Here is a 22,180-nt window from a genome sequence, read left to right as displayed (position 1 = left end):
GATCCGATCAAAGGCAGTTTGCCAATCGGCAAAACTCTTCCACGGAGAGCGTCTCGGCACGCCGTTGCGGATCGATATCGGCCTTCAGCAGCAACGCTTCGCCGCCGAGCGGCTTCAGGCTCTGGCGCAGCATTTTACGGCGTTGGCCGAAAGCGGCTTGCGTTATCTTTTCCAGCTTGTCGACGGCGCAGGGGATGGGATTTTCCCTCGGCGTCAGATGCACCACCGAAGACGTCACCTTTGGCGGCGGCGTGAAGGCCTGTGGAGATATGTCGAAGGCCATGTGCGCCTTCGTGCGCCAGCCGCAGAGAACGCCAAGCCGGCCATAATGATTATCGTCTGCCTGCGCAACGATCCGCTGGCCGACCTCCTTCTGGAACATCAAAGTCAGCGACTGCCAGAAGGGCGGCCAGCTTGGCGGCAGAAGCCAGTTGACCAGCAGCTGGGTGCCGACATTGTAGGGTAGGTTGGCGATAATCTTGACAGGACCTTCCGGTGCCATTGCAGCGAAATCCGTCTTCAGGGCATCGCCCTCAATCACGTCAAGCCGGCCAGGATAGTGATCGGCGATCTCAGCAAGCGCCGGCAGGCAGCGTGAATCGCGCTCGACGGCGATGACCTTGGCGGCGCCAAGCGCCAGAATGGCGCGCGTCAGCCCGCCAGGCCCTGGCCCAACCTCGAATACGGTAACGCCTTCAAGCGAGCCGGCGGTGCGCGCGACCTTCTGGGTCAGGTTCAGATCGAGAAGGAAATTCTGGCCAAGCGCCTTGCGCGCATCGAGGCCGTGACGCTGGATCACGTCGCGAAGAGGCGGCAAGCCGTCAAGTGCAGCCATCAGCGATTGCTTCCAGTCTTGCCGCTGATCTCGCTGGCGAGCCTCAGGGCGGCCACCAGGCTGTCCTCCTTGGCGATCCCCTTGCCGGCAATGCCGAAGGCCGTGCCGTGGTCCGGCGAGGTGCGGACGAACGGCAGCCCGAGCGTGACATTGACGGAATCGTCGAAGCCGAGCGCCTTGGCCGGGATCAGGGCCTGATCGTGATACATGCAGATGGCGACGTCGTATCGGCGGCGGGCCTCGTCATGGAACATCGTATCCGCGGGAAGGGGGCCGAAGGCATCGATCCCCTCGCTGCGAAGAACGTCGATCGCCGGACGGATGATGTCGTCATCCTCCTTGCCGAGGGCGCCGTTTTCGCCGGCATGCGGGTTGAGGCCCGCAACCGCCAGCCGCGGCTTGAAGATGCCGAAGCGGCTGCGCAGATCGTGATCGGTAATTCTGCAGGTCTCGATGATGAGATCGGACGTCAGTGCCTGCGGCACGTCCTTCAGTGGAATATGAATCGTAACCGGAATGGCACGGAGCTTGGGACCGGCCAGAAGCATGACGGGCGTGACCCGTTTGCCGGTCGCGCGCGTTGCGAGATCCGCCAGGAACTCCGTATGGCCCGGAAAGCCGAAGCCGGCGTCATAGAGTACGGATTTGGCGATCGGGTTCGTGACAACAGCGGAAGTCTTGCCACTCATGCTGAGGGAGACGGCCATTTCAATAGCGGCGATCGTTCCCTTTGCCGTGCCGACGTGCGGCTGACCGGCGATAACATCCACACCGGCCTCGATCGGCAGGATCGGCAGGGCATCATGGAAAACATCGCAGGCGGTAGCGGGGTCGGCCTCTTGCAAAGGCACGTCGAGACCTAGCTGGGAGGCTCGCGCCGCGAGAACGCCCGCATCACCGAGAAACAGGAAGGGCGGCAAACCAAGCTCGCCGCGGCGGAGCCAGGCGGCCAGCGTGATATCGGGGCCTATGCCTGCCGGATCCCCTTGCGTCAGCGCCAGGGGCATGGAAGAGCGCGAGGGCATCGGCAGCGGTCAGCGATCGACAATCTGCGCCTTGGAGCGCAGTTCGTCCATGTACTTCTTGTCGTTGGGGTTGACGCCCTTGGCATTGTTCTTGCCGATATCCTCGGCACGGAAGACGGCCGCGGCTGCGACGTCATCATTCACCTGACGCTGCGAGCAGATCGCGATATATTCGACGCCGCGGTCCGTCACGACGGAGCTTGTCGTATTGCCCGAGGCTTTTTCGAGCAACGGTTTCCAGATTTCCGGAACTTCCGGTGCCAGAACGCGGCCGAGATCCTGAACGGAAACATCGCGCATGGTCGCAGCAAACACCTTCGCCTGATCGCAACCTGGGAATTTGGAGCGCGACGCCTCAGCCTCGGCCTTGCGCGAATTCAGGATCGCGTTCCGCTTCGCCGTCGGAACGACGAAAATGACCTGCTTCAGGAAGTATTCGGTCGTGACCGGCTTCGACTTGTTTTCCGTCATGCGGGTCACGAGGTCGTCGTTCGATATGCGGTTGCTCGAACCGAAGCGGGCATTCACCACGCGCGGCCAGCTCATGGAAATGGCAATGTAGGATTTGAAGTGGTCGACGCCCACGCCCATCTTGTCGAGGATCTGGCTGAGCTGCTGTGGCGACATCTTGTTGCTGGCGGCGAAACGACCAAAGGCAGCGTCGACCTCCGTCGTAGACACCGACATGCGCAGACGCGCTATTTCCGCACGCTTCAGCGTCTCATCGATGAGCTGCTCTTTCGCCATTTTGGCAAGATCGCCCTTCTGGCGCTGCAACTTGAGGAAGTTGACGCGCTTCGCAATGTCGCCTGATGTAATGACCTGGTTGTTGACAACGACCTTTACCTCACTTGCCGCGAAAGCAACATCGCTGCTCGGTACGGCGAAGCTTGCCATAACCAGGGCCGCGGCTCCGAACAGCAGAGCGCGCATCGGTGTCTTTCCAGAAAACATCAACTACCCCTTCCCAAAGGTCTTTCTTGTCGGCATGTGCCAAATCGGAACGCCATTGGCGCAATAAGGCAACTTTGCGCCACATGTCTACATCAAGCGCGATGAATTGCAAAATCCTTGCGGCGAAACAATGACGCGAGGAATGATGATCCGTTTCAAAATGAAAGAGCCGGCTGTGAAGCCGGCTCTTTGCAATTTTCCTAGATATCAGAACGTTGCGTCTTGGACGCTACCGAGATTGACGTCCCCGAGCGTGCGGAAGGTCAGCCGGGCGCCGACGGACCAATTGCTTGCCGACTGATCGGTCGTGTCCTTCTTGTTCAGGAACGAAATGCTGAGGATCGTGCATTCGTCCTCGTAAGACAGGCCTATGCCCTGACGGGTGACCTGGCTGTTGTTGATATCGTAGCTTACCGTCCCGAAGACCGACCAGTATTCCTTGAACTTGATCTGCGCGCGCGTCTGGATTTCATCCTGATCGCTCGTGAAACCATATTGCGGCTGAGCAGTAATATGGGTGTAGATCAAATTCGTCTGGAATATATCGTTCGCAAAACCGACCGATGTGTCGCCGCGGCGGAACGCGAAGTTCTTCTCGTCGAAGCGATAGGATGTCGACAGCGAGATACCCTGCGGCGTCGTCAGGCCGAACATCGTGACATAGTCGGAACGGGTTGTTTCAAGTCCCGAATCTGCGCCGACACCCGCCAGATCGGGGGTTGCGAAGGAGTTGCGACCGGCAAGCTGGTACGACTGGCCGAAGATGTGCTGCAACTTGTAGCCGTTGTCGAAGCTGCCCGTGTAGCGCCAACCGACGTTGGCGCGCGTGCCGCCTTCTATGCGGTCGAAGCCGGAGAACTTGTCACGGTCGAACAGGTTCGTTGCGTCGAAAACGAAGCTCTGGGCATCCTCGTTGGGCAGCTGGCCGGCAAGTTGCTCGTCCGGGCGCACATAAATCTGCGCGATCGGCTCGAACACATGCGTGCTGTTGCTCGTCGTGATGAGGAACGGGTACTTGGCTTCGAGGCCGGCCGTCACCATGCCACGCGTCGCGTAGTCGCTGGTGTCGTAGTTGCCGGAATATTGGCCGTTAGGCGAATCCATGCCGAGGCCGTAGACGTCCCCACGCGCGGCTGCCAACGGTGTCAGCACAAGGCCTCCATCGGTGGTGAAGGTGCGTTGCCATTGCACTTCGGTGCTGAGGCGCGTGTCGCTTCCGGAAAGACCAAGGAAGCGGTCGTTCAGGCTGGCGTCGCCAAGGTTGTTGACGTTGTCGAGCACAGAGGCCTTGTCACGCGACAGATGCGTGAGATTCATCGTCGCCGACAACTCGCCGCCATAGACCGACTTCGGATCGACGTAATGATAGTCGATGCTCGGATAAACGACGGCTTGCTGCTTTTCCGCAGTGCTGTTGTTGTCGGCATCCTGGATGTCGTAATAGAAAGCGCGCATATCGAAATAATTGCGCTTTCCGAGACCGGTCAGGTAGATGTCGTTGGTATGGGTGCTCTGGCTGAGACCCTCGAGCCCATATGTACGCGAGAAATTGTTGTCGCTCTGCGCCGTGACATCCCAGCCGAACGTCCAGCGGGGATTGATCTTGAAGTCCGCCTTGGAGCTGATCATGCCGCGCGTCTTGTGCTCGGCATCGCTGGTCCCTGCGGTGAATGAGCCGGGATCCATCTGACTGATGCCGGCGACACGCAGGACATGCGTGCCGTTTTCAAAGCGCTGACGGAACTCGCCCTCGAGCAGCAGGCCTTGGCCGGTGTAGCCTGTGGCGCTGACCGTCGCATCCATGCTGGGCGATATGACGTAATAATATGGAACCTTCACGCCAACACCGAGGTGCTGCGAGACGCTTACCGACGGAAACAGGAAGCCGGATTTGCGCTTCACCGTATTGTCGGGAACTTCGATCCACGGGACATAGGCGATCGGCAGGCCGAACAGCTCGAAACGGGCATGCTCGAGACGCACGGTATGCGTCACGCCGTTCTGGACAACGCGCCGTGCCTTGACCTGCCATAGTGGCGCCCGGCCCTCCTGGGAGCAGGCCATACAGGCCGTATAGACGCCCTTTGTCAGAATCAGCTGATTGCCGCCGACGCGCTCGCCCTTTTCGGCGACCATGCGGGTGTTGTCAGGCATTTCGATGCGCAGCGAGTTGACGAAGCCGTCCGAGAAGCTGTCGGTGACATCCATTTTGTCACCGTACATGCGATTGCCGTCCGGCATGATCAGCTCGACATTGCCGATGGCCGTCATCCGTCCGGATTTCTGATTATATTCAACCCTCTGGGCGACCATTCTATAGCCGCCATAGTTGATCTGAACGGCACCGCTGGCGGTGACGATCTGCGCGTCCTTGTTATAGACTAATTCATTGGACGAGAGGACAAGCTTAGAGCCCTCCGGTACCTTGACCTGGATAGGAGCGGTTACGGCGCCAGTACCGCCATTGTTGTTGGCCTGGGCATAAACTGCGACAGGGCTCATGATATACGCGCTTGCGGCCGTGCCCGTAACGAGGGCACCCACAAACTTCCTGATACTCTTGCGGTTGCCTGCCGCCACTTAGCCGTCCTCCTGATGAAGCAGGATCGTTGCTCCGAATGCCAATGCGACGATCACGGGTATCCATGTCGCCACGAAGGGAGGAACCACTCCGCTGCTCCCGAATGCCTTTACAAGCACGGTGACAACATAAAGCACGAAGCCTGAGAGGATTCCACCCAGAATCACGGAGCGCGATTGGTTGAATCTACTGAATTTTAACGAGACTGTTGCTGCGATCAATGTCATTGCCACCAGAAGGAATGGTTGCGATAGCAGCGAGTGAAATTGGGTTTGGAGTGCATTGGTCGATATGCCGAAGGAGCGTGCGACCTTTATTCGATTAGAAAGATCATAAAAAGCAATGGTTTCCGGCTGTGCAAGGCGCTGTGAGACGAAATCCTGTTTCAGATTCGTACGGACTTGTACCGAGCTCTTGTGGTCAGGGATTTCGCCCGGCCGCCGTTCGACGACATTGTTAAGAAGCCAGTAACCATCTTCCAACTTTGCCGACTGCGCATCCTGCCGGAGAACGATATTTCCCTGTGAATCGAAGTGGATAAAGACGACGGTCATCAAAGTCGTTCCATTGTTCAGGACGGCCTTGGCGCCAATGATCACATCGTCTTTGCCGTTCGACTGGCGCAGCCACGGTACCGAAAGTGTATTGTGATAGGACGGGTCGCCGCGCAGGTCGGCTTCCATCGTCTCAGCCTGTCGCTGGCCCCATGCCGCCACCGGATTGAGGGCGAACATGGTCAGCAGGCCGACGCAGAAAGCGCCCATTATGAACGGCATCATGAATTGCCAGACCGAGATGCCGGCGGCGCGCGCTATCACCAGTTCGCGGCGCCGGTTGAGTGCGATCAGCACCGTCATGCCGACGAAGAGGGCGATGAACGGCACGGTCTGCTGCAGAATGAACGGCAACCTGACCATCGTCATCACCAAACCGAGGGGAACGGTATACCCGGGCAGTCCCGCGAGTCGGCCGGCGGTCTCACTGAAATCGACGAGATAGACGATCGAGATGACACCCAGGAAAAACCAGAACGTCGTCACGATGTAGCGAGTGAAGAAGTAGCGCCCGAGTGTGCCGAAGATCATGCGCCGCTCCCGTTGGAATTGCCGGGTGTTGCAGGCATGCGATCCTGGACTTTCTGTCTCCAGTTGCTGAGCCGGTTGCGGATCGAGACCGGCATCGTCATCTTCCGGTTTCTGAACAGCAGCACGATCGCGATGAGAGCCGAGATGATGTTGATGCCGTAGAGAACGCCAATGAAATTAGGCGCATTCTCGATTTGGTTGGCCGCATAGAAATCCGCCCAGCGCAGCGCAAAAGCTATGGTCAGCGCCGACACCATGGGATGCAGACGTGCTTCGCGATGCGACCGAGCGTCGCCGGCGATGACGAGCGATATCAGCGCGAATATGGCGGGAAGAGCCCAATCGTTGAGACGCCTGTGCAATTCTGCCCGGTAGCCGGTAGGTTTGGCCTTATAGTCCGCGTCGTTCGGATCCGGATTCAACAGGAAGCCGAGGTCACGGTCGCTGGCGCGCACGGTCGCCTGGCCACGGCTCTGCGTCATGTCGGAGAGATCGAAGGAATAGGAATCGAAGTTTATGATTGAGACATCGCCATCGGCTGTTTTGCGATGGACTTCGCCGTCCTTCATCAAAAGCGACGTGCCGCTCGGATCGACAGCGCCTTCCTTCGCATAATAGATGAGATCGAAGGCAGGATCGCGGGAGTCAACGACGAACAGCCCCTTTAGAATACGTCCCGACAAGCGCTGGCTGATCTGTACGTAAAGACCATCCTCGATACGCCGGAAGTTCTTCTCTTCGATGACGGTGGAAAGAAGGTCGGCATAGGCCTCCGCGACCATCTGGCGGGCAGCGACGCGAGCCCTGGGCTCAACCACATTATCAACGAAGAAGGAGAAAACACTGATCGCTATGGCAAGAATCATGATCGGGCGGATGATGATGCTTCGTCTCGCACCGGCCGCTTCCATGACCGTAAGCTCCGAATCGCTGTTCATCGCCGTCAGCGTCTGCGTGATGCCGATGACCAATGCGAAAGGCAGAACGATCGGAATGATCGTGGGCAGGATAAGGGTCGCAAGCTTTGCGAACGACCCAATCGACTGGCCGCTGTCGGTCACGAGATTGATGCGCTGCAGCACCTGGGTCGTCCAGATAATAGCGAGCACTGGCAGCAACGCCACCAGGAACATCATACCGACACGCCGTACGATATAGGTTTCGAATAACTTCATGCCGGCCCTTAAACGCAACGCCCGTCGAGCGAGCCGACAGAGATTCATCCTCATCTACGCTGTTTGCGTTTTTTTGGCGACAACCAACTCGCAAAAAAATCGTTAATTTTCCGAGATTCTTCTGTTGTGTGTCGTTTGGGATAATGCCAGCAGCGCGGCGAATATGACAAGCGAGGAAAGCCAGCCAAGGACGGCATCGGACAGGTAGTGGCCGCCGAAAGCCACTCTGAGTGCCGGAATGACGACAGAGACGGTCGCGATCGGCAGGGCGACGGCCCTACGAAGCGGTTGCGGGATGATGAAGATCAGGCAGAACAGCCAACCCGCGGCTGCTGCTTCGCCCGAGATGAACGAGCAGTTGCTGACACATTTGCCGGCGAAGGATCCCGCATGCACGAAATCGAGCGTGCCGCCGAACAGATCGGTTTGCCTGGGGCGGGGACGGCCCGAAAAGGCTTTCAGCCAGAGATTGACGATCAGGACCGGACCAAGCAGCAACGAGCCGAGCGCGATCTTGAGGTTGCGGGCTCTGAGCGTGTTGAAGGTTGCACCGTGGTGCTGCCAGCACTGGAGCAGCATCCAACAGAGGATGACGGCCGAGATATAGGGGAGCTGGAAAAACACCTCCCGCAGCAGGCGCAGATGCTGATCGTCACCATAAGGGAAAATGCCGCAGATCTGATCAGGCCTGGCAAGAGCGAGACATTGCTTGGGCAGGAAGAACGCGTTCGCGACCGCGAGGTCGATCTGCGGAAAGAGCGAGAATAGACCCAGCAGCATCCACCAGAGACAGAAGAGCGCGATGAAGGTGTCACCCGCCGTGCGCGGGCGCAGGTTTTCAGGAAAGCGGTCTTCGCGGTCGAGGCTGTTGAAGTCTATGATCAAGGTGGCTTTCCGGCAAAGAATGACGCCGCCCGATGGCGGCGAAAACACCAATGCGCTGAGCCTAGCTGCGCTAAATGACAGGGATTTGAAGCGGCGAAGTCCGTTTCTTCGGGGAACGCTTTGCCAAAGGCTTGTATTGCCTAGGCAAACCTTGAATGATGACCACCGAAATTATTCTTGTAATACGCATGGTAATCGGAGCCGAAATGTCTGTGAAATTCGAGATTTCCTTCGCCAAGTCGGTCCGCCTTAGTGGTGGTCTGGCCATTCTCCTGAAAGACACCGATAGTGAGCTGCCGGCGGGTGCCGAGAGCGCCGATCCGGCTCATGTTTTCGCCAAGGCCGCGCCCATTTCCGGCTTCAAGGCCAAGGCATTGAACAGCCTTGATATTATCGCTCCCGAAGCCGCGCCGGTCGACAGGATCGTCGTCATCGGCACCGGCAAGGCGACGAACCTGAGCGTTCATGACTGGCTGAAGCTCGGCGGCAGTGCTGCGGCCAAAATCCGCAATGTGGAGAAGGTGGCCATCTTCCTCGATGCCCCGGCCATCAAGGTCGGAGCCAGGGAGGCCGCGGATTTCGCGTTGGGCATGTTGCTGCGCGCTTATAGCTTCGACACCTACAAAACGAAGAAGGGCGATGACGACGAGAAGGCTGGTGCCCGCAAGCCCGTCAAGGTCACGATCGTCACCCAGGAGGCCGCTGCCGCCAAAAAGCTTTTCGCGGCTTCAGAGGCTATTGCCGGCGGCGTGATTCTCGCGCGTGATCTCGTCAACGAGCCGCCGAATGTCCTCGGTCCCGTCGAGTTTGCCGCCAAGGCGAAGGAGCTGGAAAAGCTCGGCGTCGAGGTCGAGATCCTGACCGAGCGCGAGATGCGCCGGCTCGGCATGGGCGCGCTGCTCGGCGTCGCGCAGGGCTCAGCCCGGCCGCCGCGCCTGGTGATCATGCACTGGAAGGGCGGCAAGTCGAAAGACAAGCCGGTCGCCTTCATTGGCAAGGGCGTCGTCTTCGACACCGGCGGCATTTCCATTAAGCCGGCCGCCGGCATGGAGGACATGAAGGGTGACATGGGCGGGGCCGCAGCCGTCACCGGCCTGATGCACGCGCTCGCCGCACGTGGCGCCAAGGTCAACGCGATCGGCGTCATCGGCCTCGTCGAGAATATGCCTGACGGCAACGCCCAGCGGCCGGGCGACATCGTCACCTCCATGTCCGGCCAGACGATCGAAATCATCAACACCGACGCCGAAGGCCGGCTCGTTCTCTGCGATGCGCTCTGGTACACCAACGATCGCTTCAAGCCGCAATTCATGATCAATCTGGCGACCCTGACCGGCGCGATCCTGGTCGCCCTCGGCAATCTGCAAGCCGGCCTGTTCAGCAACGACGACAAGCTGGCGAACGAGCTGACTGCTGCTGGTCTCGTTACCGACGAACGCCTGTGGCGCATGCCGCTCGGCAAGGACTACGACAAGATGATCGACAGCAAATTCGCCGATATGAAGAATACCGGCGGCCGCCATGCCGGCTCGATCACCGCCGCCCAGTTCCTCAAGCGCTTCGTCGGGGAAACGCCGTGGGCGCATCTCGATATCGCCGGAACGGCGATGGGCTCGGTTCAGGATGAGATCAATCAATCCTGGGGCTCCGGTTTCGGCGTGCGCCTGCTCGACGAGCTGGTCCGTGCGAACTACGAATCGTGATCAGGCTGGCCTTGTGAGATAGAAGAGGCGATATGACCGACGTTCTCTTCTATCACCTGACGGAATCGAAACTTGAGGACGCCCTGCCGCCGCTGATCGACAAAAGCGTTGAGCGCGGCTGGCAGGTTGCTGTCCAGATGCGTGAGCCGGCGCGGCGCGATCTCCTCGATGCCCATCTCTGGACCTACCGCGAGGACAGCTTCCTGCCGCACGGCACGGATGAAAGCGAAATGGCGGACCGGCAGCCGGTGCTGCTGACGGTCTCGCCCGACAACATCAACAATGCCAGCGTACGATTCTTTATCGATGGTGCAGAAGCCACGGACGTTGAGTCGTACCAGCGCGTCGTGTTGATGTTCGACGGCTACGATCAGGAGCAGCTGGAAAGCGCGCGGGCCCAATGGAAGCGTCTGAAAGGCGAGGGGCATAGCCTCACCTATTGGCAGCAGACCCAGGACGGCCGCTGGGAGAAAAAGGCGTGACGCTTTTGCCGCTCCCGTTCCGGGAGGCGGCAACCAGGCTCATTCAGCCTCCGCCAGGATCTTGTCGATGAAGTCCTTCTTCGCCGCGGTGTAGGCCGCGCGGTTGTCGGCATATTTTGACGCAAGCTCCACCTTCAAAGCCTCATAGGCGTGAGCGATATCCGGGCGCTTGCGTAAGTGGTCGCGAAATACGATGAAATGACGCCAATTCGTGCCGCCGTGTTCGACGACGTGAACCAGGTGGGTGCGGGTATCGCCGGCGACATCGCGGCCGAAAATGTGATCGTCGGGGACAATATTGCTGCCGGCATAGTCATAGCCAATGGATGCCATCGGCTCGATACAGGCAAGGCCGTCCTCGAAGCGCCGAACGCCGACGGCAATGTCGATGATCGGCTTGGCCTTGATTTCTGGGATGGAGGTGCTGCCAAAATGCTGGATCTCGATGGCAAGGTCGCCGAGAGCGCCGCGAATGGCAGCCTCCTCCAGCAAATAGGCCTCGTGCCATTTCTGGTTCGGCTCCGCAAGTTTGACTGTCTTATTGCGGACGCCAAGGCCGAAGGATTGTTCACGTTCCGATACCATCGGCAACTCCCCGATGTGATAATGCGCTAAGCTAGTATACTGCGTAGCCTATCTCACATCGGGGAATGCGATCAATCGTGAAACGCTTCCACAAACTTGCGCTTACCGAGCATGAAGGCGTCGGCGACGTGACGCAGCGGCGAAACGTCGACATCGGAGACACCGGCTTTGACGATCTCGGCGAAGCGACGATAGAGCGAGGGATACTCGGCTTCAGGCGCCGAGAAAGTCAGTTCGCCATTCACGGAAAGCTTGGAGCCGCCTTCTGAAAGAACCATCTGGCCCGCATCCGTCTCGGCGACGATATCCCAGCTCTGCTTGCCGGTCTGGCGCCAGTCGAATTCGGCATGAACCGGCAGACCCTGGCCGCTCCTGAAGTGCAGATCGGCCGCGATCGGCGAATCGCGATTCTCCGGGAATTCCAGTGTCGCGCCGGTCAGGAAGAGCGCCGGAAAAATATGGGTGACGATCGATAGCGCATTGATGCCAGGATCGAAGACGCCGAGTCCGCCGGCCTGCCAGATCCATTCCTGGTTCGGATGCCAGTGGCGGACGTCTTCCTTCCAGATCACATGAACGCTGCGGATGGTCGTGTCGGCGAGGAAAGCCTTGGCGGCCTCCACGGCAGGCGCATAGCGCGAATGCCAGCTCGCAAAGAGTGAGACGCCTTTGGTCTTTGCGAGATTCTCGAGATCGGCAACTTCGCTCAGCGTCGCGCCCGGCGGTTTTTCCAGGAAGACGTGCTTGCCGGCCGAAAGCGCCTTGTAGGCAGCCTCGTAGCGATATTGCGGCGGCATGCAGAGCGAGACGGCGTCGATTGCCGGCACGGCGTCGAGCATGGCCTCGATGGTCGTGAAGGCCGGAATGCCCTCGACGGTGCCATGACGGCTTGCCGTGGCGACCAGCTTGAAATCCGGATTGTTCGCGATGGACGGAAGATGCTGGTCGCGGACAATCTTGCCGACGCCGACAATAGCAAGGTTGATGGGGGACATGGGTGTCTCTCGATTAGTATGATTATTGATGCGATCTTTATCAGAATGCCGCATGCGGGCAAGGGCGGCAAATTGTAAATGCGTGCGCTCGGCTTTACGCGCGGGCATTGTACCGGAGCCATCATCACACTTGGAAAACCGGCTCGGGCTCTTGATTCACCGCTTGAAATCGGCACTCTGCCTGTGCGCGGCAAGAGATCCTGGGAAAGACCGCCGCGGGGGGAAATCATGAAAACATTGCTCGGCTTCAGCCGAATCGTGGACTATGCGACTGAGATCATTGGAAAATCAGTCTCATGGCTCATTCTGGTCGCTGTATTGGTCAGTGCCGGAAATGCCATTGTCCGTAAAACGTTCAACATCTCGTCCAATGCCTGGCTGGAGGCGCAATGGTATCTGTTCGGCGCCGCCTTCATGCTCGCCGCCGCCTATACGCTCCGGCAGAACGAGCACATCCGCATCGATATCGTCTATGGCTCGCTCCCGCGCCGGGCGCAGCACTGGATCGATCTCATCGGCCACTGCCTGTTCCTCATGCCGTTCGCACTGCTGATGGTCTATGACCTCGTGCCCTACGTGCGCATGTCTGTCATGTCCGGTGAGGTTTCCTCCAGCGCGGGCGGCCTGATCATCTGGCCGGGCAAGGCACTACTTCTGGCCGGCTTCTTCCTGTTGGCGCTGCAGGGTATCTCCGAGATTATCAAGAAGATTGCCGTCATGCGCGGTGATATGGAGGATCCGAACCCCTATGTGCCGACGCATGCGCCCCTCGAGGTGGAAACGCCGGTAGGGGAGACACGCCGATGATGGAATTCATTGCCGTGAACATGGCGCCGATCATGTTCGCCTCGCTGATCATCTTCCTGCTGATCGGTTATCCCGTCGCCTTCGCTCTCGCCGCCAACGGTCTCCTGTTCTTCTGGATCGGCGTCGAACTCGCACCCTATTCGGGTGGTTCCATCAATCTGTCATGGCCGCTCCTCAATGCGCTGCCGGATAGGTTCTGGGGCGTGATGTCCAACGATACGCTGCTAGCAATCCCGTTTTTCACCTTCATGGGCATCGTGCTGGAGCGTTCCGGTATGGCCGAAGACTTGCTCGACACGGTCGGCCAGCTTTTCGGCCCGATCCGCGGTGGGCTTGCCTATGCGGTGATTTTCGTGGGCGCACTGCTTGCCGCCACCACCGGCGTCGTTGCGGCTTCGGTCATCGCCATGGGCCTTATCTCGCTGCCGATCATGCTGCGTTACGGCTATGACCGGCGGGTGGCCTCCGGCGTCATCGCCGCCTCCGGCACCCTGGCGCAGATCATTCCGCCGTCGCTGGTCCTGATCGTGCTTGCTGACCAGCTCGGCCGCTCGGTCGGCGATATGTATGCAGGGGCACTGATCCCAGGCCTCATATTGACCGGCCTTTACATGCTCTATGTGCTGGTCATGTCGATCATCAGGCCGAACTCGATGCCGGCACTCCCGAAAGAGGCGCGCTCGCTTGGCTCCGGCGTGACCTCGCTTTTCGTCGCCTTGCTGGTCTGCGCCGGCGTCGCCTATGCCGCCCATGTCTATCTGACGCCGATCTACGGGGGAAACGCCGATATTCTCGGTGCAACTGTCGGCGTCGCCTTCATCTACGCCATCGCCGTCATCGACAAGACGATGAAGTTCAATCTGATGTCGCGGCTGGCGCAGCAGGTGATCATCGTGCTGATCCCGCCATTGGCGCTGATCTTCCTCGTGCTCGGCACTATCTTCCTCGGCATCGCGACGCCGACCGAGGGTGGTGCGATGGGGGCAGTGGGCGCGCTGGTCATGGCGGCGGCCAAGGGCCGGCTGTCCATGGACGTCGTCCGCTCGGCGCTGGCGTCGACCACGCGTCTTTCTTCCTTCGTGCTGTTCATCCTGATCGGCTCGCGCGTGTTCTCGCTGACCTTCTACGGGGTCAACGGCCATGTCTGGGTCGAGCATCTGCTGGTGTCGCTGCCGGGCGGCGAAGTCGGCTTCCTGATTGCCGTCAACCTCCTGGTCTTCGTGCTGGCCTTCTTCCTCGATTTCTTCGAGCTGGCCTTCATCATCGTGCCGCTGCTGGCACCCGCCGCCGATAAGCTGGGCATCGACCTCATCTGGTTCGGCGTTCTCCTTGGCGTCAACATGCAGACGAGCTTCATGCATCCGCCTTTCGGCTTCGCGCTGTTCTACCTGCGCTCGGTCGCGGCAAAGGTGCCCTATCTCGACAAGGTCACGGGCAAAAATACGGCTCCGGTGACGACCAGTCAGATCTATTGGGGGGCGGTGCCGTTCGTCGGCATCCAGGTGCTGATGGTGGCACTGACAATCACGTTCCCGCAGATGGTCATGCACTACAAGGGCGCGGGTACCGGGCTTGACCCCAATACGATCAAGATCGAAGTACCGGGCTTCGGCACACCCGGCCAGGACAATGGCGGCGGCCTCGGCCTGCCGGGCCTGCAGCTTCCGGGGGGCGGTCCGCCGAGCGACAAGCCGGCCGGGCAGGGCGGCGGGCAGCCAAATCCGCCGGCCAATGATCTCAGCCAACCGCCATCATTCAATTGAAGGCGGTCGTTATAGGCATGTTGGATTGCCTTCGGCCAAGGCAAAGAAAAACCCCGGAGCGCCGCTCCGGGGTCTCTTGTTTCCAGTTCGCTGATCAGATCTTGCCGGCGCGCTGCAACGTCATCATGTAAACGTCATAACTATACTCAGCGACCTGAGCATAGAGATAATGCTGGCCGCGGAAGCCCTTGATCGATTCCCAGATCTTCTTGAAGGTCGGGTTCGAGGCTTCCATTTCGGCATAGACCTCGTTCGACTTCTCGAAGCAGGCGTTCATGATTTCCGTGCTGAACGGACGCAGCTTGGCGCCTTCGGCGACGACGCGTTTGATGGCGGCAGGATTCAGATAATCGTACTTCTGCAGCATGTTGGCGTCGGTCGCCTGGGAGGCGGTGCGCAGCAGCGACTGATAGGCCTTCGGCAGGCCCTCATAAGCCGCTTTGTTGAACATGAAATGCACGGTCGGGCCGCCCTCCCACCAGCCGGGATAGTAGTAGTAGGGTGCGACCTTGTAGAAGCCGAGCTTCTCGTCGTCATAGGGGCCGACCCATTCGGCTGCGTCGATCGTGCCCTTCTCCAATGCCGGATAGATGTCGCCGCCGGCGATCTGTTGCGGCACGACGCCGAGGCGCTCCACCACCTTGCCGGCAAAGCCGCCGATGCGCATCTTCAGGCCCTTGAGGTCGGCAACCGAATTGATCTCCTTGCGGAACCAGCCCCCCATCTGCACGCCGGTATTGCCGCCGGGAAAGCCGATCAGCCCCTGCGTTGCCAGGAATTCGTTGAACAGGTCGATGCCGCCGCCGTGATATTGCCAGGCATTCATGCCGCGGGCATTGAGGGCGAAGGGAACGGCCGCGCCCAGTGCCCACACAGGGTCCTTGCCCCAATAGTAATAGGCAACTGTGTGGCAGGCCTCGACGGTGCCTGCCGAAGTCGCGTCGGCGGCCTGCAGGCCGGGCACGATTTCACCGGCCGCGAAGACCTGGATGTTGAAATTGCCGTCCGTTGCTTCCGAGACGTATTTCGACAGCACTTCGCCGCCGCCGTAGATCGTATCGAGCGATTTCGGGAACGACGAAGTCAGGCGCCAATTGATTTTCGGATTGCTCTGGGCAACGGCCGGAGCCGCAAGGGCTGCGGCTGCAACCGAGCCGGCGCCGGCCACGCCGGCTTTCCTCAGAAATGAACGACGATCCATCTGTTACTCCCCCCGGATACGAGCGGGCGGGCTGGCCCGCTCTTCGTGATCACGCCGCAACTAATCACGCCGCTCGGCGCCTTTCAAGCGCATCCGAAGATCTTGCAACCACTGACTGATGTTTATCTCAGGAAACCGTTCTCCGGCTTCGGGCCCTCAGCGCGTGAACTTGATATCGGCCTGGGCGACGAGATTGGTCGCCGGTGCCGGAGCGTGCTTGTACTTGAGCGTCACGACCTTGTATCCCTCCTTCTCGAGGCGGATCAGAAGGGCCGGCAGCATGGTCACGGTACGTTGGTGGATGTCATGCATCAGGATGATGCCGCGCCCGCGCTCCTGTAGCTGCTTTATCGTTCGCGCCGTGACAGAAGCTGGCGTGGAAGTGAAATAGTCCTTGCTGTCGACATCGACGTCCATGACGATCATGTCGCGAGCGGCGACGGCGGCGCGCAGGCGTTTGGAGTCGGCGAGGTAGGGGAAGCGGAAGAAGGGTATTTCGGTGCCAATGACCTTGGAGACGGCATTCTTGCCCTTGGCGATCTCGGCCATCGCCATGTCGAAGCTCATCTTGTCGAGGTCGGGATGGCGGAAGGTATGGCTGCCGATGGTGTCGCCACGAGCGAAGACTTCCCGGGCGATCGCCGGGTGGGCTTGCGCCATTTCGCCAACCATCATGAACGTCGCCTTGACGCCGAACTTGTCGAGCGTGGCGAGAATGCGTTCGGTCTTGCCGGGGGCAGGGCCGTCATCGAACGTCAGGATGACTTCCTTGTCGGCCAGCCTGACGTCCTTGAGCGAAGAGACTTCCAGCGTCCGGCCAGCGAGATTGTGCGGGCCATTTATGCTCGCCAGGTCTCTGGTCTCAAGATCGGCGACGAGCCATTTGTTCGGCTCCATCTCGACCGGATCATTGGCTTTCAGCGGCTTGTGGCGCGGCTCTTCGGCCGCATAGCCGGTTTTGAGCGATGCTTCATTGCCCGGTTTCGTGGCGCATCCTCCCAGAGCCAGGGACACGGCAAGGCCAGCCAGTAAAACACGGTAGTTCATCGGAATCGCTCAACACTTATGTCAATGAAGGTTGGGCGTACTTTCCGTAGTTATGGTTAATGATCGGTTAGGATCGGCTCCGAAACCATTAAGAATTCACGCGCACTAGCCGGCGATGGCGCTTTCATATTCCGATGAAAGTTCCAGCCATTGTTCCTCGGCTGCGGCGAGCTTTTCAGCGGCATCCGCGCGCTGTTTTGCCTTCTCAGCAGCCTTGGCGGGCGCCTTCTCGTAAAGAGCGGGATCTGCAAGTTCTGCATCAAGCGTCTGAATCAATTTCTCAAGCTTGGCGGTCAAGGATTCGATTTCGTTGATCTTTTTCCTGAGCGGTGCCTGCGAAGCGCGGCGTTCCGCATTGAGCTTGCGCTGATCCGCCTTGGAGACGGAATCGTCGTTGCCGTTCGCCTTGGCCTTGTCATCCCTCGGCTTCGGACTCGCGACGACGAGGCTGCGGTAATCTTCGAGGTCGCCATCGAAGGTGGAAACGGTGCCGTCCCGCACCAGCCACAGCTGGTCGACCGTCGCCTCGATCAGGTGGCGGTCGTGCGAGATGAGGATGACTGCGCCGGAATAATCGTTCAGCGCCTGGATCAGCGCATTGCGGCTGTCGATATCCAGATGGTTCGTCGGCTCGTCGAGGATCAGCAGATTCGGTGCGTCGAAGGCGGCAAGGCCCATCAGCAGCCGCGCCTTCTCGCCGCCAGAGAGATCCTTGACCTGCGTGTCCATCTTCTCCGTCGCCAGGCCCATCTGCGCGACGCGAGAGCGCACCCTCGCTTCCGGTGCTTCGGGCATCCTGCGGCGGACATGCTCGACAGCCGTCTGGTTCGGCATGAGATCATCGAGCTGGTGCTGGGCGAAGAAGCCGATCTTCAGGCTCGGTGCCAACTTCACATCACCGCTATCGGCATCGAGCCGGCCGGAGACGAATTTGGCGAAGGTGGATTTACCGTTGCCGTTGGAGCCGAGGAGGGCGATGCGGTCTTCAGCGTCGATGCGCAGGTTGAGGCGTTTCAGGATCGGCTTGCCGGGCTCATAGCCGACCGCGCCGCCGCTGACGGCGATAATGGGCGATGCGGGCTGCTTTTCGGGTTCCGGAAAGCTGAAGCCCATCACATGATCTTCGATGACGGCGGCGACAGTCCCCATCCGCTCCAGTGCCTTGACGCGTGATTGCGCCTGCCGCGCCTTCGTAGCCTTGGCCTTGAAACGATCGATGAAGCTCTGCAGATGCTTGCGTGCCGCGTCGTTCTTCGCTTTGGCTTTCGTCTGCAGTTCGTCGGCCTCCGCCTTCTGCCGCTCGAACTGGTCGTAGGAGCCGCGATAGAAGGTGAGCTTCTTCTGATCGAGATGGACGATGGCGTTGACCGCCGTATTCAGGAGGTCGCGGTCGTGCGAGATGATGATGACCGTGTGCGGATAGCGGCGGATGTAATCTTCCAGCCAGAGCGTGCCTTCGAGGTCGAGATAGTTCGTCGGCTCGTCGAGCAGCAAAAGGTCCGGCTCGGAAAACAGCACCGCAGCGAGCGCAACACGCATGCGCCATCCGCCGGAAAACGAGGAGGCGGGGCGCTTTTGCGCCTCGTGATCGAAGCCGAGGCCGGCAAGGATGCTGGCAGCACGCGCTTCGGCCGAATGCGCGCCGATATCGGCAAGCCGCGTCTGGATGTCGGCGATGCGATGCGGATCGGTTGCTGTCTCGGCTTCAGCAAGCAGTGCTGCTCGCTCCTTGTCGGCCGCGAGCACGATGTCGATCAGCGGCTCTTCCGTGCCGGGTGCTTCCTGCGCGACCTGGCCGATGCGCGCGTTGCGCGGGATCGAAACCGAGCCGCTTTCGGCGGCGAAATCGCCGGTAATGATCCTGAACAGCGTGGATTTGCCCGCGCCGTTCTTGCCGACGAGACCGGCCTTCGTGCCCGCCGGAAGCGTCACGTTGGCGTGGTCGATGAGAAGGCGGCCGGCAATGCGGGCGGAAAGGTCTGAAATGGAAATCATGGCGCGGTTTTGGCCGAACTCGGCGCCGAAGGCAAGAGCGCGAAAGCGTTCAGGCGTCTGCGCGCCGCTTGGGCTCCGGCAGGTGCGCGCAGTTCTTCAACCTCTCGATCAGCTCGGTCTCGTAGAGCATGAGATTGCTCAGCGACGCGTGGAGGCTGTCCAGGGCGGCGCTGGCATTCGGCGCCGTCCCGACCCCGCGGGCAAAATGCCGCTTCTTCTTCAGCCCTTTGGCAAGCTGATCCGCCACCTCGCGCAGCATGTCGGCCGCATCGCTTTCGGATTTCCGCGCGACCAGCCCGCAATGGCTGACAAGGCGATGCTTCAGGCCGATCTCATCGAGCTTGCTTTGCGAGGGGTGTGGGCCGAGCGCTTCGATCTCGCTGGCAAGACAGCGATCCTGGCCATAGAGCGCCTCGTGAAAGAGCTGATAGTTGCGCGGCAGGTTCCTGACCTTCCGCCTCGTCATGAAGCGGCCGATGGTCTCGAGCTCGGTTTCTGATTCACTGTCATCATTGCCGATGGAAGACGCGGAAACGCCTGTCTGCGAACTCTTCATGCCTGCTCTCTGACTGCCACTTGGCTCATATATCTCTCCAACTTGCAGGCGCGCAGGTTAAGGCAACATGAACGAAACCGACTATCCGCGTGATCGGACAATAAAATTAGCGGCTTGAGCAACGCCTGATCGTATCGAAAGGATCGCGGTTCGCCTATGGCTTACATCCACTGCCGCCCTTCACTGCGCAGGAAATGCAAGAGGTCCAGCACCAGCGATGGCTTGCCCAGCGTTGTCAGGATCATGTGGCATTGGCCGCGGTGATGGGTCTGATGATTGAACATATGTGCAATCGCCAGATGGAGCGGATGGATGATCGCGCCCGGCCGAAGGACGGATGCATAGGTGATGTCGGCAGCAAGGATGGCGGCATCCAGCGTCTCCACCCAATCGAGGATGCGCCGATCTTCGGCCTCGCGCATCTCTCGGAGCCCCGTAAGATCGTTATGCAGAACGACACCCAGCGCCGCCGGTGGCTCGCCGGTTCCACTGAAACGGTGCATCCACAGCCGGTCCGTCACCAGCAGATGGTTCAGCGTTCCATGCAGCGAGCCGAAGAAGGCACCGCGATCCTCGTGAAATTCCGCATCGCTGAGCCGGGCGGCGGCATCGTAGACTTGAACATTGGCCCAACGATTGTAGTCGGCAAGCATTTTGAAATGTCTGAGCATATGGCTTTTCCTCCATGGCTATGAGATCAGTCCGAACCAGAATTGAGCAAATGAACCGGACCATCCGCGAAGTCCGCTAATGAACGGTTGCTTCGCCACCTAGTCGCTTGCGAATCGACCGTCCGTACTGTGACAGCGGCGTGAAATTGGGCTGTCCCCCTTGTTTTCGGGCTGTGGGGCGGGTAAAGACCGCCCACTTTTCTCTGATTACAAGGAACGGACCCATGGCGATTGAACGTACTTTCTCGATGATCAAGCCGGATGCAACGAAGCGCAATCTGACCGGCGCCATCACCAAGATTTTTGAAGACAATGGCCTGCGTGTCATCGCCTCCAAGCGCGTCTGGATGAGCAAGCGCGAAGCCGAAGGCTTCTACGCTGTCCACAAGGAACGCCCCTTCTTCGGCGAACTCGTCGAAGGCATGACCTCCGGCCCGACCGTCGTTCAGGTTCTGGAAGGCGAAGGCGCCATCCTGAAGAACCGCGAAATCATGGGCGCAACCAACCCGGCCAACGCCGCTGAAGGCACGATCCGCAAGATCCACGCTTTGTCGATCGGCGAAAATTCCGTTCACGGCTCCGACGCTCCGGAAACGGCTGCTGTCGAAATCGCTTACTGGTTCTCCGAAACTGAAATCGTCGGCTGAATCGGACTGTCAGCGCTTGCGCTGAACGATTTGAATTGACTCAAGAAAGCCGGGATTTTGCATCCCGGCTTTTTTCATGCCGGGCAGGCGGCATCGTGCCCATAGTCGATGCTGCCGTCACTTTTGAAGACATCCGGGTTTGCGGTGTAGACCGGGCCGACGACGAGCGGTTTTGTCGGCAGCACGGTCTGGTCAAGGTCGGATTTCACCTCGGTCTTGATCGTCTGGATCGTCTTGTCGCTTGCATCCACCAGCTTGATCGAGACGGAATAGGGGCGATCCTTGCGCACGCAGCGCAGATCCGGGCTTTCGAGCGTGATCTTGTCCCAGAAGGTATAGATCTTCTGCCGAACCACAAGGGGGTCGCCCCCGGCGGGATTTTCGAATTCCGCGACGGCCGTCGTTCCCTCGGGGATCGGGGCGATCTTCTTCAGCGTGATCATGTAGCTGGCGGTCGCCACGCGATAGTTGAATATGAAGAGGCGGCCGCTGAGCTGGGTCGGCCCTTCATCGTCTTTTCTCTGGCAGCCTCCAAGCGCCAGCCCCGCGATCGTGGCTGTCAGCAGGATCGTTCGGATAATCATGGCGCAGTCTCCTCCTTCTTGCGCCGGTAATGCCGGCTTGCCTTGGCGCGGTTGCCGCAGACCGCCATGTCGCACCAGGCTCGGCTTTTGTTCTTGCTGCGATCGATGAACAGCCAGCCGCAGTTGCGGCAGATCTTCATCCGCTCCGGGTCGGGCATGGCGATCAGGCGCAGCGTGGAATGCACCGTCGCCGCGTCGAGCCCATCGGCGGAAGCTTGTCTCAAGACTTTCGCCAGCGCCGCCAGCAGGTCGGCGAGCAGCGCATCGGCTCCGCCGCCGAGGACGCGGGCACGAAAGTAGCGGTCGATCACCTCACGCAATCCGATGAAATCGGCCTTGTTTTCCTGCCGCACCGGCAGGATGTCGCCGAAAAGCGCCCGCTCGGCACAGAAATTCGCGGCCGCTTTCGGAAAGCTTTCCATCTGCCCCGATCCCTCGAAGCGGTCGATCCGCCGTTCGTCGTCATGACGCAGGATCACGCTGTTGGCGACATCGAGCGCCAAGGCGCCACCGGAAAAGCGATGTGGGGTCCAGGAAAAGCTCATGCTGAAAATTATAACTGGTAAAATTGATTTTGCCAGTTACTATTTGCATGTCCTCGGAG

21 protein-coding genes are annotated in these 22,180 nt (G+C 59.7%); 5 read left to right on the top strand and 16 right to left on the bottom strand.

Annotated elements, in window-relative coordinates; all coding sequences use genetic code 11:
• Positions 1-7: 7 nt before the first annotated feature.
• From rsmA to GA0061101_RS00625, 7 genes are all read right to left on the bottom strand, one after another.
• Entirely contained in the window at positions 8-835 is an 828-nt protein-coding gene (gene rsmA, locus GA0061101_RS00655) for a 16S rRNA (adenine(1518)-N(6)/adenine(1519)-N(6))-dimethyltransferase RsmA (protein WP_092572811.1), read from the bottom strand.
• Positions 835-1,860 (bottom strand): 4-hydroxythreonine-4-phosphate dehydrogenase PdxA, encoded by a 1,026-nt coding sequence (pdxA, locus tag GA0061101_RS00650; protein ID WP_092572810.1) that lies wholly within the window; start codon positions 1,858-1,860, stop codon positions 835-837. Before pdxA ends, rsmA begins: the two co-directional genes overlap by 1 nt.
• Before the next feature lie 9 nt (positions 1,861-1,869).
• Positions 1,870-2,814 carry a SurA N-terminal domain-containing protein gene (locus GA0061101_RS00645; RefSeq protein ID WP_037193987.1) on the bottom strand — a complete coding sequence of 315 codons (945 nt, stop codon included), beginning with the start codon at positions 2,812-2,814 and terminating at the stop codon, positions 1,870-1,872.
• Positions 2,815-3,021: 207 nt separating this feature from the next.
• The gene (locus tag GA0061101_RS00640) at positions 3,022-5,394 is read right to left on the bottom strand and encodes an LPS-assembly protein LptD (protein WP_092572809.1); all 2,373 of its coding nucleotides are present in this window, start codon (positions 5,392-5,394) and stop codon (positions 3,022-3,024) included.
• A complete protein-coding gene (gene lptG, locus GA0061101_RS00635; RefSeq protein WP_047552874.1) occupies positions 5,395-6,480 on the bottom strand; it encodes an LPS export ABC transporter permease LptG in 1,086 nt (361 codons plus the stop codon).
• Complete coding sequence (locus GA0061101_RS00630; RefSeq protein WP_047552876.1) at positions 6,477-7,655, bottom strand: LptF/LptG family permease; 1,179 nt, start codon at positions 7,653-7,655, stop codon at positions 6,477-6,479. The genes lptG and GA0061101_RS00630 overlap by 4 nt, the downstream gene beginning before the upstream one ends.
• A gap of 102 nt (positions 7,656-7,757) precedes the next feature.
• Entirely contained in the window at positions 7,758-8,540 is a 783-nt protein-coding gene (locus GA0061101_RS00625) for a phosphatase PAP2 family protein (RefSeq protein WP_092572808.1), read from the bottom strand.
• 206 nt (positions 8,541-8,746) lie between these two features.
• Here GA0061101_RS00625 and GA0061101_RS00620 point away from each other — a divergent pair, with 206 nt between their 5' ends.
• Positions 8,747-10,243 carry a leucyl aminopeptidase gene (locus GA0061101_RS00620; protein ID WP_092573000.1) on the top strand — a complete coding sequence of 499 codons (1,497 nt, stop codon included), beginning with the start codon at positions 8,747-8,749 and terminating at the stop codon, positions 10,241-10,243.
• A gap of 32 nt (positions 10,244-10,275) precedes the next feature.
• A complete protein-coding gene (locus GA0061101_RS00615; protein ID WP_047552880.1) occupies positions 10,276-10,725 on the top strand; it encodes a DNA polymerase III subunit chi in 450 nt (149 codons plus the stop codon).
• Positions 10,726-10,764: 39 nt separating this feature from the next.
• Here GA0061101_RS00615 and GA0061101_RS00610 read toward each other — a convergent pair whose 3' ends face one another.
• A complete protein-coding gene (locus tag GA0061101_RS00610) occupies positions 10,765-11,310 on the bottom strand; it encodes a GrpB family protein (protein ID WP_037193997.1) in 546 nt (181 codons plus the stop codon).
• Positions 11,311-11,381: 71 nt separating this feature from the next.
• Positions 11,382-12,305 carry a Gfo/Idh/MocA family protein gene (locus GA0061101_RS00605; RefSeq protein ID WP_092572807.1) on the bottom strand — a complete coding sequence of 308 codons (924 nt, stop codon included), beginning with the start codon at positions 12,303-12,305 and terminating at the stop codon, positions 11,382-11,384.
• A gap of 228 nt (positions 12,306-12,533) precedes the next feature.
• On the opposite strand from GA0061101_RS00605, the gene GA0061101_RS00600 reads away from it, so the two are divergent.
• A complete protein-coding gene (locus GA0061101_RS00600) occupies positions 12,534-13,112 on the top strand; it encodes a TRAP transporter small permease subunit (RefSeq protein ID WP_092572999.1) in 579 nt (192 codons plus the stop codon).
• Positions 13,109-14,875: a TRAP transporter large permease gene (locus tag GA0061101_RS00595; RefSeq protein WP_092572806.1), complete on the top strand. Its 1,767-nt coding sequence runs from the start codon at positions 13,109-13,111 to the stop codon at positions 14,873-14,875. The genes GA0061101_RS00600 and GA0061101_RS00595 overlap by 4 nt, the downstream gene beginning before the upstream one ends.
• A 94-nt stretch (positions 14,876-14,969) precedes the next feature.
• Here GA0061101_RS00595 and GA0061101_RS00590 read toward each other — a convergent pair whose 3' ends face one another.
• From GA0061101_RS00590 to GA0061101_RS00570, 5 genes are all read right to left on the bottom strand, one after another.
• A complete protein-coding gene (locus GA0061101_RS00590) occupies positions 14,970-16,076 on the bottom strand; it encodes a TRAP transporter substrate-binding protein (RefSeq protein WP_037194005.1) in 1,107 nt (368 codons plus the stop codon).
• A 156-nt stretch (positions 16,077-16,232) separates the two neighbouring features.
• Complete coding sequence (locus tag GA0061101_RS00585; RefSeq protein WP_037194007.1) at positions 16,233-17,123, bottom strand: polysaccharide deacetylase family protein; 891 nt, start codon at positions 17,121-17,123, stop codon at positions 16,233-16,235.
• 105 nt (positions 17,124-17,228) lie between these two features.
• Positions 17,229-19,118, bottom strand: coding sequence for a ribosomal protection-like ABC-F family protein (gene abc-f / locus GA0061101_RS00580; RefSeq protein ID WP_092572805.1), 1,890 nt, complete (start codon positions 19,116-19,118; stop codon positions 17,229-17,231).
• A gap of 49 nt (positions 19,119-19,167) precedes the next feature.
• A complete protein-coding gene (locus tag GA0061101_RS00575) occupies positions 19,168-19,674 on the bottom strand; it encodes a hypothetical protein (RefSeq protein ID WP_092572804.1) in 507 nt (168 codons plus the stop codon).
• A 161-nt stretch (positions 19,675-19,835) separates the two neighbouring features.
• The gene (locus tag GA0061101_RS00570) at positions 19,836-20,345 is read right to left on the bottom strand and encodes a DinB family protein (RefSeq protein WP_092572803.1); all 510 of its coding nucleotides are present in this window, start codon (positions 20,343-20,345) and stop codon (positions 19,836-19,838) included.
• A 224-nt stretch (positions 20,346-20,569) separates the two neighbouring features.
• Between GA0061101_RS00570 and ndk the strand changes: the two genes are divergently transcribed.
• Positions 20,570-20,992, top strand: coding sequence for a nucleoside-diphosphate kinase (gene ndk, locus GA0061101_RS00565; protein WP_034487391.1), 423 nt, complete (start codon positions 20,570-20,572; stop codon positions 20,990-20,992).
• Between the two features lie 74 nt (positions 20,993-21,066).
• Here the strand turns inward: ndk and GA0061101_RS00560 are convergent, their stop codons facing one another.
• Together GA0061101_RS00560 and GA0061101_RS00555 are read right to left on the bottom strand one after the other, a co-directional pair.
• On the bottom strand, positions 21,067-21,576 hold the full coding sequence (locus tag GA0061101_RS00560; RefSeq protein WP_047552894.1) for a hypothetical protein: 510 nt from the start codon (positions 21,574-21,576) through the stop codon (positions 21,067-21,069).
• Entirely contained in the window at positions 21,573-22,121 is a 549-nt protein-coding gene (locus GA0061101_RS00555) for a CGNR zinc finger domain-containing protein (RefSeq protein WP_092572802.1), read from the bottom strand. Before GA0061101_RS00555 ends, GA0061101_RS00560 begins: the two co-directional genes overlap by 4 nt.
• Positions 22,122-22,180 lie beyond the last annotated feature (59 nt).

Source organism: Martinezella lusitana (assembly GCF_900094565.1).
In the GTDB taxonomy this organism is placed as follows: Bacteria; Pseudomonadota; Alphaproteobacteria; order Rhizobiales; family Rhizobiaceae; genus Rhizobium; species Rhizobium lusitanum.
The sequence above is the reverse complement of the archived record's forward strand: the minus strand, read 5'-3'. Positions and strand labels throughout refer to the sequence as shown.